Raw genomic sequence first — 12,839 nt, 5'->3', positions numbered from 1 at the left:
GTTATTTCAATCAAACCTAATACCTTCTGTTTGCAGTATGTTCAACCTTTAGATCCTGAAGTTGCTGGGCTTTGGGACGAATGAGGATATTCAACCCACCCCAACGTCCCATGGGTGTCCAGGAGATGGTCATCTTCCAACAGTGTAGATCACGTGTAACGCCTACTGATCCACTCACCAGCTTTTTGTCTATCAGGTCAAATCTGGGGTTATAGGTAAGCCCCCAGTTCTCTGAGAGATTGAACTTGAACGAGGTCCCCAGGTTAAAGGTTTGCTTTGCCTCCTCCAGAGGATTGTGATGATTGTAAGAGTAGCTAAAACTAAAGTTGGCTGTCCAGGCTGGCTGACCACCCTTGCTTCCTGTGGATTTCCGGGCCTGATCCTGGATAAAGTCTCCAACCATTTCGGTCTCCACGCTATCTGCTGCTATCAGATCTTCACCTTGAGCAGACCGCAGACCACCCGGTGCATCCCCCTGCAGTCTAAAACCGAAGCTGAAACCAGCACGAGTCATCCGGGGTGAACGAAAAGTATTAATCTTGTGATTCCCCGTTGAGTCTCGTTCATAAAGTTCGAAAGTGGTTCGAGGACTTAATTTGAAATTCTTCCCCAGGTTGATCTTAAAACTACTGTTAATATCAGATGCTTTTAATGAATCAGCTTTAAAATTATAGGAGCCGCCAAGTCTCCAGGTGAAGAATTGCGACTTACTTTCAACATCATTTCTAAACATTTTGTAATCAAAAACGTTGTTCAAGCTGTAGCTCATACTCAAAGCATCTCTACCAGGGGTAGCACCCAGGTCACTGCCAACAAACCGGTCGAAAGTATGAACTGCACCCGTGGTGTCTGTCAGCGTTTTTGTATAGCCCCAGAAATCCGTAGAAAAATCCGGGGTGTAATTAAGCGAAATCGATGGTGTCAGCGTATGACGAATAGCTTGAATGGGTCCCAGATGCACAGGAAAAATGCCATACAGTTTGGTGTTCAGGCTAGCCCTGGTGCTAAAGGTTCCCCGTCTGATAAATCCCTCGATCTCCCGGGTCTCGAGAGCATCATAACCTGTATCCACTATTGCATATCCGTTATCATCCAACACAGGATCCAAGTATCGAAAACCCCAGACATCTTTATAACTCACTGAGCCCACCAGCTTAATAACCTTCATCACAGGAGTGTCTCCAGAGAGGCTCAGACTGTGATTCCAGGTACGAGTATCTACAATATCTTCTTCCCATAGGAGACTGTCTACAGAGGTTGAGTCCGGATTATCATAGGAAAGATAACTCCAATTTCGCTTATTGTTAAAGGTGTTGTTATAGCCCCAGCGAAAGCTGTTATACCAGTGTTTCTCATTCCCCTTGATTGGAATAACTGCCGAGGAAGACCGACTGAACCTGAAAGAAGGCAGCGCCAGTCTTGGACCAGTAAGCTTGATCCCGGCGGACTCTGGGGACTCACCGATACGACGAGTTACCTGTAGATTTTCATCATAGGTTCCGCTGAGAGAAATGGTGCTCTTGATCGATTCAAACTTTTTATTGATGGATATCCCGGAATGCAATTTCGTATTCAGACGTTCATCCTGATTATGATTATAGATTCTATCAAAATTTGCATCTCCAGAAAGTTTTCCGTTTGCTCTAATAGAAAAACTGGGGTCTATGGTCTGATTATGATTGAAATTGAGTTTCCATTTCCAGTTTATCGGATCATTCAAGGCATTGCGTTCTGAAACCATGGACGCGTCTATTTTACCATTGATGCGATAGCGCTTCTTGTAACGCAATACGCTCCTCAGGTTAAACTCCTCATACTGATCCCAAAAGGTCCCGGTCATTTTTAAATCTGAATAATCACTCATGGCCCAGTAATAGCCAAAGCCCTTGATAGCACGACCACCATTATTGGGACGATAGTCATAAGAGGGTAAAATAAAGCCCGATGTGCGTCCCTTTTTCTGAGGAAACACCGCAAAGGGTAGAGCAAAAACAGGAATCTCTGCAATATACAAAACCACCGGCTTGGCAATGATGATCTTGTCAGTCAGAAGCTTCATCTGCTTGCTGTAGAAATAAAAATGGGGGTGTTCCTCCAGGCTGCAGGTCGTGTAATAGCCATCTTTCATGAGATAGACATCCTGATTGACCCGGGTGACTTCTTCGCCAAAATAGTTTCCATCTTCCATCTTCGTGCGACCGGCAATTACTTTTCCACGCTGGGTTTGCAGGTCATAGACCATGGTTTTACCCCTGAAATCCTCTTGCCCGGCTTGTTTCAACACGGGGAGATCCATTGAACCAACCGTATCCACCAGACTGCGCGCTCTTAAGAGATTCTGGCGCCAATACACCCCGACTTGACCGGCATGCATGGACATGTCGCCATAGTTAATGCTGGCGTTTTCCCGGAGCAATGTGGTTTCATGCTGCATGTTATATGCGATATGCTCTGCTTTATAATCAATGGGAAACTCAATATCAGCTGCTTGGGGAGCCGGGTTGAATTTGCCCTCTGCTCCCCCGGTAACCGTAATGTCAGAAATGCTGGAATCAGACAATAAAATGAACAAGGTGTCACCACTAACTTTATTTGAACCTTTAAATCGATCCTCTTCTATTACATTGAAAAATGAGGTCGCCATTTCCATCAACGTAACCGTATGGGGTTGCCCATCCAGAAATTCAACGGCCATGATCTCCCCGTCCAACCAGTCAGTATAGCTGGTATCTCCCAATTGCTTCTCTTGAGTAAAGTGGGGGTTTTCGGGGACGTAGACCGAGGTCAGTTCGCCATCCTGCATATATAGATTAAAGATATCACCACTCAGTAAATAATCGTCTTCTCGCAATTCGGGGTCATCCCGCATGATGGCCACATCATCATCCCGCATATAGACAGCCTGCCCGCATGTCCCTACAGCATCACCGTTGGTCAATTTTACATTTTGCCAGGCGAAGAAATAGCCTTCCTCCAGACTAAGGCTGTCTGATTCAATCCGTAAGGTAGTATCTTCATCAGCCCATTTTATAAATTCAGCATCACCGTAACTGAGCAGAGAATCTTTTCCGGAGTAGTACAACAAGTGTTCACCGTAAACACTAAGGCTATCAGTGTCGTTGATCATGCTGGCTTGCCCCAGGGCATCACCCAGTTGAGTCTCTTCATAATAGTAAATGGTATCGGCTGTCAGTGTAGAACCGCTATCGATTAAAACCGGAACCCCTGTTGCCAATACTTTTTTCAGATCAATGTAATAACCCAACTTTTCGGCTGTGACCAGGTAGGGATCATCTTCGAACTGAGCGTCTCCCAATAGTTCGACATATTCTCTGTCGCCATAATAATGGGCTGTTTTTCCATGGAGGCGTGAATCGGGAGTTATAATGACGACTTGACCACTGAGAATTGCTTCATCCTTTTCCATCTGAAATTCAGCCAGTTCGCAAGTTAGAATGGCATCCCCTCGCCGTAATTTTACATCTCCAACCAGCCGTCTATATGTTTCACCATTACGCGTGAATGACTTGATCTTATCAGCCCTGATCAGTTCCAGCTTTTCCCCTTGAGCAGCCCAAAGCGATGAGATGCTGAAAAGCAGTATCAGACAGATCCAGCCGGGGTTGAAACGTGGACTTCTATTGGTGACAGGCATCAGAGATTGTATGGCTTATGATTCAGAAGGTTCCTGAGCCCCATCGAAGGAAGGTTCCTGAGCCCCGTCGAAGGACGGTGTCTTGTTCTCAAAACGTTTGCCCCAAAGTTTCACCAGACGTTCGTATATCCGTTTTTCAATACCTTCGGTGCTGGGGTGGTAAAACTGTCTGGTCTTTAGATCATCCGGGAAATAATTCTGCCTTGTAAAATGTCCCGGAGCGTCATGGGGGTACCGATAGCCTTTTCCATAGTCCTGTTCTTTCATAAGGCTGGTTGGTGCATTCCTTAGATGTAATGGAATTGATCGGGCGCCCTCTTCCCGAACAGTGTTCTGGGCGCTGCGCAGAGCCAGATAGCTGGCATTGCTTTTTGTGGTGGATGCCAGATAAGTTGTGACCTGAGATAAAACAATGGCTCCTTCTGGTAAACCAATAGCATGCACAGCCTGAAATCCGGATGTTGCCAGAGTTAAAGCCTGGGGGTCAGCATTTCCAATATCTTCAGATGCCAACACAATGAGTCTGCGGGCAATAAATAGAGCATCCTCGCCCCCTTCCAGCATGACCGACAGCCAGTAAAGAGCAGCATCAGGATCACTGCCCCTCACGCTTTTGATAAATGCTGAGATGGTATCATAGTGATAATCTCCGGTTTTATCGTAAAGCTGATGTTTGTTCTGCAGGGCTTCCCGAACATGTATTTCGGTGATGGTAATGGTTTGATCTTCTTCCCGATCCGGAGTGGCCACAGAAACACTGATCTCAAGGGCATTCAGTAAACGACGGGCGTCACCTGAGATCGACTCGAGCAGAAAATCTTTGGCATCATTCTCAAAAATGATCTTTTGGGTGCTGAGAAAGAGGTCGTCTTTGAGGGCGTGCTCTAAGATCAATTTGAGGTCTGCTTTGTCGTGGGGCTTTAGTTTCAGGACCTGACAGCGGCTCAGAAGCGGAGAGATCACTTCAAAGCTGGGGTTTTCGGTGGTGGCACCAATCAGGGTGATCACACCGTGTTCCACTGCCTGGAGCAGGGCGTCCTGCTGTGCCTTGTTAAACCGATGGATCTCGTCAATGAACAGGATGCTTGGTTTACCCATTTCCCGTGAGGCTTTAGCTTTTGCCAGCGCGACCCGAACATCTTTGACGCCAGCAGAAACAGCCGACAATTCAAAAAACAAAGCCTCACTTTGACCCGCGATGATTTTGGCCAGGGTGGTCTTACCACTTCCCGGGGGACCCCAGAGAATGATCGAAAAAAGCCTGTCCGACTTGAGTGCTTTGGCAAGCAGCCGATCTGTATCAACCAGATGCTGCTGCCCCAGAAAAGCTTCCATGGTGTTCGGTCGCATCCGTTCGGCCAGGGGTGGCAGAGTGCGGGGGTTTTTTGTGTTGTTAAAAAGACTCATGGCTTTAAAATTAACCGTTTTAGATGCAGGAAAAAGGTGCAAATCATCTCCAGACGCTTTCAAAGATTTTGTTACAAAATTAGGGCGATCTGTCTAATATTAAGAGAATTGTATTCGTGGTTATTAAACCATATATCAGAAGGGATTAGATCATGTCAACCTTTTCAAAAAGCTTACCTTTGTTATTGTTCGTCTCTTTGGGAATATCCCAAACCCAGCTCACCGTTTACAATCATGGGCAAGCCCTGGTAAAAGAGCAATTCACACGTCAACTTCCAGAGGGAGTTTCTGAGATCGAGATCGAGAATGTTGCTGAGACCCTGAACCCTTCTTCCGTGAAATTGAGTTCCAAACAGGGGCTTCAGATTCTGGAACAGAATTATCGTTACGATCTGGTCAACCAGAATAAACTTTTGAAAAAATATCTGGGGGCTGAAGTCACGGCTATCTTGCAGAACGACAAAAAAACCAGTGGAGAACTCCTAAGTTACGATAAAACCACGTTGGTACTTAAAACCCGTTCTGGTATAGATATCATTCAACGCAATTATATCGGCTCAATCAAGTGTCCCGCTCCCAAAGAACGTCTGTATGTTCGTCCAACATTATCCTGGTCTATCAACTCACAAAAAGCGGGGAAATATGATCTTGATCTTTCCTATTTGACAAGTGGCATTTCCTGGCGAGCTGAATATGTGGCTGTGATCAATAATGATGAGTGTGAAATGGATCTCAGTTCGTGGATCAATCTGAATAACAAGTCGGGAAAAATATATAAGAAGACTAAACTGAAACTGATCGCTGGTGATTTGCACCAGGCTCGTCCTGAAGCCATGCTGGACAGAGTTCAATCCGCGCGTTTTATGAAGGCAACTATGGCGCCTGTTGTGGAAGAGCGGGGATTCTTCGAGTACCATCTATATGACATTGCTTTTCTCGTTGATGTAAACAATATGGAAGAAAAGCAGATTCAATGGCTTAACCCAACCAGTATTAAAACCGCCAAACGTTTTGTTTATGAAAATGGGGGTAGCGCGTTCAGTAATATTCCAATTAAGATCATGTTTACCAATGACAAGGTAACGGGCACAGGAGTAGCCCTACCTGGAGGCATCGTCCGATTGTTCAAAAAGGACATAGATGGTGCTCTTGAACTAATTGGTGAGGACAATTTGAAACATACATCTAAAGATGACCTGGTCACTTTTGAGGTGGGAAAAGCATTTGATGTTAAAGGAAAACGCGCGGTCATCGATCGGCGATCAAAGCAGAATCGGCATCGTGAAGAAGATATCCAGATTACGCTGGCAAACCGCAAGGATGAGGCTATTGAAATAGATGTTATTCAGCGAATTGGCTATGACAACTGGACGATCAAGAATCAATCCCATTCCTTTGAAAAACTGGATGCATCCCGGGTGAAATTCACAATTTCAGTTCCGGCAAATACAGAACAGGTTTTAACCTATACAACGCATCATAAGCAGCGATAATTCAAGCAATAAAGTGGACAATATTCAACTGAACTCATGGTTGTTTACAAAAGTTTTTCATCGGGAATAATGCTTGCAATAATCAACTGCTGATTTAATCATTAATGACCTTTTACATGCTATAGATACAATATCTTAGCTAAATGATGTTTTCTTCCTTGTTTATCATTAAACAGACTTAGCTGGTCTTATTTTTGCCATAGTTTTCCAGCATGGAAACACCTCTGCTCCATCCCATGATCCACCTTTTTGTGAATTCACCTTCATTTGAGAGGAAAAATATTGCCTATGTCTAATTCTGGAACATTGAATCTAAGCACTTTTCGTCGCGGAGTTCATCCAGACGAATTTAAAAACATGAGTTGCTCCAGCCCCTCCCGGGTTCTGCCTCTGCCTGATGAAGTCTTTATACCCCTGCAACAGCATATCGGCGCACCCTGTGAGTCACTGGTTAAAAAAGGTGACTTGGTCAAAACAGGTCAAAAAATTGCTGATACTTCAGCCTTTGTCTCCAGCCCCATCCACGCTTCCATCACTGGTAAGGTCGTAGCTGTCAGCTCATTCCCCCACCCTCTGGGCGGCAAGGTGCCCATGATCCATATTAAACGAAATGGCGATGAGGATGACTGGGAGTTGCTTACCACTCCTGAAAACTGGGAAAATACTCCACCTGAAGAGCTCCAAAAGATTGTACGCGAAGCTGGTATCGTTGGCTTGGGTGGTGCGGCTTTTCCAACCCACGTCAAAATGTCGCCACCTAAAGACAAGCCTGTTGATCACTTTATTTTGAACGGCTGCGAATGTGAGCCCTTTCTGACCTGCGATCATCGAAATATGCTTGAAGAAACAGATCGGGTCCTCAAGGGTATGGCCATTATGCTGAAACTCCTGGATATTAAACAGGGGATTATTGGCATTGAGACCAACAAAGCCGATGCAATCGCTGTTATGGAAGCGCGTGTTCAGGCGCTCAACCTCAATTTCAAAGTACAGCCCTTAAAGGTCAAATATCCTCAAGGTGCTGAAAAAATGCTCATCGATGCTGCCCTGGGACGCAAAGTACCGGATGGCGGTTTGCCCATGGATGTCGGTGTCGTTGTAAACAATATTGCCACGGCTCTGGCTGTCTATGAGGCCGTTGTAGAAGGTAAGCCTCTGATTCAGCGCATGCTCACAGTCACTGGAGATGCCATTACAGAACCAGGCAATATTATTGCCCGCATCGGTACCCCTTTTCAGGTCTGTGTTGATGCCTGCGGCGGGTTAAAAGGAGAAACAGCGCAAGTGTTTATGGGCGGTCCCATGATGGGTCTGGCTCAGTATGATCTCAATGTTCCAACCCTGAAAGCTACTTCTGGTATTGTCTGCCTCGAGTCATCTCAACTTAAAAAGACTCGGCATTATCCCTGCATCCAATGTGGTTCCTGTGTTACCGTTTGCCCCATGAATCTGGTTCCAACTCGTATTTCCCGTCTGGCTGAAACAGCCAAATATGATGAGTGCAAAGATTGGGGGGTGTTTAACTGTATTGAATGTGGTTCCTGTGCTTTTGTCTGTCCGTCTGGTATTCCACTGGTTCAGTGGATCCGGGTGGGTAAGGTCAAGATCACTGAAAAACAAAATAAACTCAAAGCCAAGGCCTAGTGTTATGACTGATAATAATCCTGCTCAATCTCAGCCCGAAGAAACACCAAAGCCCGTGAAACCAGTTAAACCAAAGAGGGATCCAAGAGCAAAATTGTATAAACCAGATCATCCCTTGATCTTGGCATCCTCACCTCATTTCCATGTTAAAGATACCGTTCCAACGATCATGTGGAATGTCATTCTGGCTTTGATCCCGGCTACTGTAATGGCTTTGATCTATTTCCAGTGGGCTGCAGCAGGAATCATCCTTAGCAGTGTTCTGGCGGCCGTCGTTTCAGAAATGATCGTGAATCGGATCAAAGGAGAGGCTTTTACCATCCCGGATGGCTCCGCAGCTATTACCGGTTTATTACTGGCCTTGACCTTACCCCCGTCTTTCTCTATTGGCGGCGCTGTTTTAGGCTCGGTTTTCGCCATTATTATTGGAAAACATGTTTTTGGTGGGTTGGGGTATAACATCTTTAATCCAGCCCTGTTGGGTCGCGCCTTTCTCCAGGCCAGTTTTCCGGTTCCAATGACCACCTGGACCTGGCCCCTCACTGCTCGTTATGCTGAGGTCGATGGCATCACCGCCGCCACCCCTCTGGGTCTGTTTAAATTTGAAACCATCACCAGCGAATTGCCTGGTTTGCTTACTGGAAATATCAGCGGTTCGCTTGGCGAGACCTCAGCCATTGCCATTTTAGCTGGAGGAATTTATTTGCTGATACGCAAATACGCTGACTGGCGCATTCCCTTAAGCTTTTTGGGTTCTGTATTCCTGGTTAGTGGTGTTTTTTGGCTGGTCTCACCGGAAACTTATCCCACTCCCGTTTTCCAGCTTTTCAGCGGTGGTCTCATGTTGGGTGCCTTTTTTATGGCCACTGATATGGTAACCTCACCAGTTACTGCCAAGGGAGCCTGGATCTTTGGTGCCGGAGCCGGTTTTTTATTGGTGATCATTCGTCTCTTTGGTGGTTTACCAGAAGGGGTGATGTATTCAATTCTTTTACTGAATGCCTTAACACCGCTGATAAATCGCTATACCAGACCAAAATTTTTCGGGGAGATACGCGCATGAACAAGCTATCATTATCTACCCGTATGATTCTGGTTTTGACCCTCATCACAGTGATGTCAGGTGGTATTTTGGCCGGTTGGGATATGTACACCAAGCCCAAAGTGGCTTACCATCGTGAACAAGCTTTGAAGAAGGCCATCGGTGAAGTCCTGCCAGCCCATGACCTTTATGAAACTCGGGAAACTGATGCTGGAACCATCTATATCGGCACAAAAAACGATTCCGAACAGCCAGTCGGAATTGCCTTTATGGCCGTGGGCAGTGGTTTTCAGGGTGAACTCCGTATCATGGTTGGTCTGACCCCGGATCTAAACCAACTCACTGGTATCAAGGTGCTGGAACAAATCGAAACACCTGGTTTGGGCACCAAAATCGTGGTTGATCCCTCTAATAAGCAAAATGTTTACTGGTTTCCAGATCAATTTAAGGGAATTCATGTTGATCCTGAAATTGTGGTTGTAAAAAATGCCAAGCCCAGTACAAATTTTGAAGTTCAGGGCATTACCGGTGCAACGATTTCTTCTATTGCAGTCACTGACATCCTAAACAAACGCATTATTGAAATGAAAGCCATCCTGACAAGCAAGGGAGGATCTGAATCATGAGCACGTCAGTATCTCTGAAAACTGAATTTGTCAAAGGTCTCTGGAAAGAAAACCCTGTTATAGCCAGCCTTTTGGGTCTGTGTCCCACTCTGGCTGTAACCAATGCGGCTATGAATGGCCTGGCAATGGGTCTGGCAACAACCTTTGTTTTATTGATGTCTAGTTTGATGATCTCAGCCTTGCGTAATTTTATTCCTTATCAGGTCAGGATCGCAGGCTATATCGTTATCATCGCTACTTTTGTGACGGTAGCCGATCGTTTTCTGGCTGCCTTTTTTCCAGAGATCAGTGCCACTCTGGGACCTTATATTCCCCTGATCGTAGTGAATTGTCTGATCCTGGGTCGCCAGGAAGCTTTTTCATCCCGAAATGGGATCGGGCGATCCCTGGTTGATAGCCTGGGCATGGGTCTGGGCTTTATCTTTGTGCTGGTGGTTCTGGGGATCATCCGGGAGATTTTGGGATCAGGAAGTATTTTCGGATTCACGGTCATGGGTGATTGGTTCACCCCCTGGATGGTCATGATTCTACCACCTGGTGCTTTTCTCACACTAGGTCTCCTGATTGCTCTGGCAAACTGGTATAATGACCCGTCTTCGCTTTTCCGTTTTCGATTCCCGCAACGTCAAGGTACAGCAGCTACGCCGGGGTCTAATGATCGGAGGGCAACAGCATGAGTTATTTCCTGCTTTTCTTTTCTGCAGCCATTGTCAACAATTTTGTCCTCTCCTATTTTCTAGGAATCTGTCCCTTTGTGGGCGTTTCAAAAAAGGTGTCATCAGCTGTATCCATGGGTTTGGCTGTTACTTTTGTCATGCTCATTTCTTCTGTGGTCACCTGGTTGATCTATCATCTCCTGTTAGTGCCTTTTGAAATGGAAATCCTGGAGTATGTCAGTTTTATTTTAGTGATTGCTTCATTGGTACAGTTGGTGGAAATGTTCATCCGCAAAGTGAGCAAACCTCTTTACGATACCATGGGAATTTACCTGCCTTTAATTACCACCAATTGTGCTATTCTGGGGTTAGCCCTTTTCTCAGTACTCCGAAATTATGGTTTTCTCGAGAGTGTGGTTTTTGGTCTTGGAGCCGGTGTGGGTTTCACGTTGGCGCTGGTGATCATGGCTGGTATCCGGGAAGAGCTTGAACTGGCTCCGGTTCCTAAATATTTCCAGGGAGCAGCCATCACCATGATCGTGGCCGGCGGGTTAGCCCTGGCTTTCATGGGTTTCGCAGGGATGATCTAATTGTTTGCCACGAAGTCACAAAGACACTAAACTTTTTAAGCCCTTTGTGTTTTCGTGTCTTTGTGGCCATAATATTTGCTTTATTAATGTTTGACGAAACCGCAAAAAGTATTTGAAAAAACATGAATATCGACTTAACTACAATAATTTTAATAGGTTATGGAAATATGGCGTATGTTTATAATAATCAACACTTTGCGGCTCTGCGCGCCCTGCGAGAGGGACTTTTTGCGAGGCCGTCAATGCTTAAGGAATTAGAATAATGGATCTTGCATCAGTCACAATCTCAATGATCAGCATGGGTGGTATGGGGGCTTTGTTTGCCACCGGCCTGGCCGTTGCCAATAAGAAATTCCACGTAGAGGAAGATCCCAGGATTTCTCAGGTACTGGACGCACTCCCTGGCGCCAATTGTGGTGGTTGCGGACTCCCTGGTTGCGCAAGTTTTGCCAACACTATTGTTAATGGCGAGATAGGCCTTGGTGGTTGCCCGGTATGCAATGATGATGCTCGGGAAACCATCGCCGGTATCCTGGGTCTGGAAGCTGCCAAGGGCGAAAAGATAGTGGCCCGGGTTTTATGCCAGGGTGGTAACTATGAAAGCGCTAGCAAAGGTGATTATCTTGGTATTGAAAAATGCACGGCTGCCCACATCACCGGTGGTGGTGACAAGCTTTGTCTCTACGGGTGTCTTGGCTATGGTGAATGTGTAGACTCCTGTCCCTTCGATGCCATGTATATGAGTGAAAATGGCCTGCCGGTCATTATTGAAGATAAATGTACCGGTTGCGGCAATTGTGCCGAAGCTTGTCCTCGGGATATTATTGAAATGCATCCTGTTTCAGATACAGTCTTCATTGCCTGTAAAAACCAGGATAGTCCAAGAGATGCTCGCAAGGTCTGTACCAGAGCCTGTGTTGGCTGTTCTCTGTGTGTACGAGGTGTTGATGAAGGCCTGATGACCATGGAAAACAATCTGGCCAGAATTGACTATCATCTTTATGGTCAAACCCATGAACTACCTACCGCAAAATGTCCCACCCAGGCCATTGTTCTCATGGAAAGTGTGCCGGAAGATGATCCCTCAATAACAACCCGGGTTGTACATGAAAAAGAAGCGCTCAGTGCCTAACGGAAAGTTGGAAACTCATGCTTTTTAATGGGGAAACTGGTATTGTCCAAGCGCTGGATGATACCCAAATAACTATCGCCTTCTCAGTCAGAAATGCCTGTGATAACTGTAGTTTGAAAGTGATTTGCTCTCCAGGAAAACAGTCCGGCCAAAGCCTTACCATGCCAAATTCTGGACACTTTTCAATCGGTCAAAGAATTCGAATAGAGGAAGGGTCAAATTTAGAACTTCACCTGGCTTTAACTCAATTTGGACTTCCCCTGCTCTTATTTTTGAGTGGTCTTATCTTAGGTTATATTTTGCCTCAGTCGTTGTTTCCAAAAGAATTGATGGCTTTTTTGACAGCCTTGCTTGGCTTAGGTATCAGTTTTTTTGTTGCCCGTCGGATGGTACAACGGATCACGGATAGTATTCCTGAAAAGTACCTCAGGATTGTTGCTCTGAAGGATTAATGCTTTTTTATTTACGGTTCTTCCCCTAAATGCGTACCTGGAACCATAGCAAGAAAAATTGTGTGGGCAAACGATGTTAGGAATATTTACCAGGCATATAACAATCCCGGAGGGATTAAATGCGAATAGCTACGGGTGCAAC

At 45.7% G+C, this 12,839-nt stretch carries 10 protein-coding genes; 8 read left to right on the top strand and 2 right to left on the bottom strand.

Features of this window, described 5'->3' with window-relative positions; translation table 11 throughout:
• Positions 1-16: 16 nt before the first annotated feature.
• Positions 17-3,655, bottom strand: a complete 3,639-nt coding sequence (locus U9Q77_06790; protein ID MEA3287066.1) for a putative LPS assembly protein LptD — start codon at positions 3,653-3,655, stop codon at positions 17-19.
• A 15-nt stretch (positions 3,656-3,670) separates the two neighbouring features.
• Positions 3,671-5,104, bottom strand: coding sequence for a replication-associated recombination protein A (locus U9Q77_06785; protein MEA3287065.1), 1,434 nt, complete (start codon positions 5,102-5,104; stop codon positions 3,671-3,673).
• Between the two features lie 110 nt (positions 5,105-5,214).
• On the opposite strand from U9Q77_06785, the gene U9Q77_06780 reads away from it, so the two are divergent.
• The 8 genes from U9Q77_06780 to U9Q77_06745 all read left to right on the top strand — a co-directional run bounded on the left by U9Q77_06780 (position 5,215) and on the right by U9Q77_06745 (position 12,697).
• On the top strand, positions 5,215-6,555 hold the full coding sequence (locus tag U9Q77_06780) for a DUF4140 domain-containing protein (protein ID MEA3287064.1): 1,341 nt from the start codon (positions 5,215-5,217) through the stop codon (positions 6,553-6,555).
• 288 nt (positions 6,556-6,843) lie between these two features.
• A complete protein-coding gene (rsxC, locus tag U9Q77_06775; protein MEA3287063.1) occupies positions 6,844-8,199 on the top strand; it encodes an electron transport complex subunit RsxC in 1,356 nt (451 codons plus the stop codon).
• 4 nt (positions 8,200-8,203) lie between these two features.
• Positions 8,204-9,262, top strand: coding sequence for an RnfABCDGE type electron transport complex subunit D (locus U9Q77_06770; protein ID MEA3287062.1), 1,059 nt, complete (start codon positions 8,204-8,206; stop codon positions 9,260-9,262).
• Positions 9,259-9,867, top strand: a complete 609-nt coding sequence (locus U9Q77_06765) for an FMN-binding protein (protein ID MEA3287061.1) — start codon at positions 9,259-9,261, stop codon at positions 9,865-9,867. Before U9Q77_06770 ends, U9Q77_06765 begins: the two co-directional genes overlap by 4 nt.
• Positions 9,864-10,544 carry an electron transport complex subunit E gene (locus U9Q77_06760; GenBank protein ID MEA3287060.1) on the top strand — a complete coding sequence of 227 codons (681 nt, stop codon included), beginning with the start codon at positions 9,864-9,866 and terminating at the stop codon, positions 10,542-10,544. The genes U9Q77_06765 and U9Q77_06760 overlap by 4 nt, the downstream gene beginning before the upstream one ends.
• Positions 10,541-11,113: an RnfABCDGE type electron transport complex subunit A gene (locus tag U9Q77_06755; protein ID MEA3287059.1), complete on the top strand. Its 573-nt coding sequence runs from the start codon at positions 10,541-10,543 to the stop codon at positions 11,111-11,113. Before U9Q77_06760 ends, U9Q77_06755 begins: the two co-directional genes overlap by 4 nt.
• A gap of 262 nt (positions 11,114-11,375) precedes the next feature.
• A complete protein-coding gene (locus tag U9Q77_06750) occupies positions 11,376-12,245 on the top strand; it encodes an RnfABCDGE type electron transport complex subunit B (GenBank protein ID MEA3287058.1) in 870 nt (289 codons plus the stop codon).
• A gap of 17 nt (positions 12,246-12,262) precedes the next feature.
• Positions 12,263-12,697 (top strand): SoxR reducing system RseC family protein, encoded by a 435-nt coding sequence (locus U9Q77_06745; GenBank protein MEA3287057.1) that lies wholly within the window; start codon positions 12,263-12,265, stop codon positions 12,695-12,697.
• Positions 12,698-12,839: the final 142 nt, after the last annotated feature.

The sequence above is a fragment of the Candidatus Neomarinimicrobiota bacterium genome, assembly GCA_034716895.1.
GTDB lineage: Bacteria > Fidelibacterota > UBA8477 > UBA8477 > JABMPR01 > JABMPR01.
This window is presented reverse-complemented; position numbering and strand designations above follow the sequence as displayed.

Coding starts and splice junctions, on each gene's coding strand:
- rsxC (MEA3287063.1), top strand. CDS start 6,844: ATGTCTAATTCTGGAACATTGAATCTAAGCACTTTTCGTCGCGGAGTT.
- U9Q77_06760 (MEA3287060.1), top strand. CDS start 9,864: ATGAGCACGTCAGTATCTCTGAAAACTGAATTTGTCAAAGGTCTCTGG.
- U9Q77_06755 (MEA3287059.1), top strand. CDS start 10,541: ATGAGTTATTTCCTGCTTTTCTTTTCTGCAGCCATTGTCAACAATTTT.
- U9Q77_06790 (MEA3287066.1), bottom strand. CDS start 3,655: ATGCCTGTCACCAATAGAAGTCCACGTTTCAACCCCGGCTGGATCTGT.
- U9Q77_06750 (MEA3287058.1), top strand. CDS start 11,376: ATGGATCTTGCATCAGTCACAATCTCAATGATCAGCATGGGTGGTATG.
- U9Q77_06770 (MEA3287062.1), top strand. CDS start 8,204: ATGACTGATAATAATCCTGCTCAATCTCAGCCCGAAGAAACACCAAAG.
- U9Q77_06780 (MEA3287064.1), top strand. CDS start 5,215: ATGTCAACCTTTTCAAAAAGCTTACCTTTGTTATTGTTCGTCTCTTTG.
- U9Q77_06765 (MEA3287061.1), top strand. CDS start 9,259: ATGAACAAGCTATCATTATCTACCCGTATGATTCTGGTTTTGACCCTC.
- U9Q77_06745 (MEA3287057.1), top strand. CDS start 12,263: ATGCTTTTTAATGGGGAAACTGGTATTGTCCAAGCGCTGGATGATACC.